This is a genomic window from Myxococcus sp. RHSTA-1-4 (assembly GCF_020037125.1).
Classification (GTDB): domain Bacteria; phylum Myxococcota; class Myxococcia; order Myxococcales; family Myxococcaceae; genus Myxococcus.
This window is the reverse complement of the sequence record NZ_JAIQDG010000123.1, coordinates 1-1,193: the sequence shown is the minus strand read 5'-3', so window position 1 is coordinate 1,193 and position 1,193 is coordinate 1. Positions and strand designations below refer to the sequence as shown.

Annotated in this window: 1 protein-coding gene; it reads right to left on the bottom strand. The window is 66.3% G+C overall.

Annotation, left to right across the window (positions count from 1 at the left end):
- Positions 1 to 1,190 (bottom strand): elongation factor Tu (tuf, locus tag K8638_RS44200; RefSeq protein WP_223760814.1); only part of this gene is annotated, 1,190 nt, incomplete at its 3' end.
- Positions 1,191 to 1,193: the final 3 nt, after the last annotated feature.

Sequence of the window (1,193 nt, the reverse complement as noted above, 5' to 3'; positions counted from 1 at the left end):
TACTCGATGATCTCCGCCACGACGCCGGCGCCCACCGTGCGGCCGCCCTCGCGAACGGCGAAGCGCAGCTCCTTCTCCATGGCCACCGGGGTGATGAGCTCCACCTCGATGGCGATGTTGTCGCCCGGCATCACCATCTCCACGTTGTCCGGCAGCTTCACCGTCCCCGTCACGTCCGTGGTGCGGAAGTAGAACTGCGGACGGTAGCCCTTGAAGAACGGGGTGTGACGGCCACCCTCCTCCTTCGACAGCACGTAGATCTGCGCCTTGAACTTGGTGTGCGGGGTGATGCTGCCCGGCTTGGCCAGCACCTGGCCACGCTCCAGGTCCTCACGCTTCAGGCCGCGCAGCAGCGCGCCGATGTTGTCGCCCGCCATGCCCTCGTCCAGCAGCTTGCGGAACATCTCCACGCCGGTGATGACCGTCTTCTGCGTGGGGCGGATGCCGACGATTTCGACTTCCTCGCCCACCTTGATCTTGCCGCGCTCCACGCGGCCGGTGGCCACCGTGCCGCGGCCGGCGATGGAGAACACGTCCTCCACCGGCATCAGGAAGGGCTTGTCCGTCGCACGCTGCGGGGTGGGGATGTAGCTGTCCACCGCCTCCATCAGCTTGAGAATCGAAGGCTCGCCGATGTCGCTGGTGTCACCCTCCAGCGCCTTGAGCGCCGAGCCGGGGACGATGGGAATGGTGTCGCCGGGGAACTCGTACTTCTTCAGCAGGTCGCGCACCTCCATCTCCACGAGCTCGCGCAGCTCGGGGTCGTCCAGCATGTCCACCTTGTTCAGGAAGACGACGATGTAGGGCACGCCCACCTGGCGGGCCAGCAGGATGTGCTCGCGCGTCTGGGGCATCGGGCCGTCCGCCGCCGACACCACCAGGATGGCGCCGTCCATCTGCGCCGCGCCCGTAATCATGTTCTTCACGTAGTCGGCGTGGCCCGGGCAGTCGACGTGCGCGTAGTGACGGTTCTTCGTCTGGTACTCCACGTGCGCGGTGGAGATGGTGATGCCGCGCTCACGCTCCTCCGGCGCCTTGTCGATCTGGTCGTACGCCATGAACGTGGCGCCGCCCGTCTTCGCCAGCACCTTGGTGATGGCGGCGGTCAGCGACGTCTTGCCGTGGTCCACGTGTCCGATCGTGCCGATGTTCACGTGGGGCTTGCTACGGTCGAACTTCTCCTTGGCCATGAC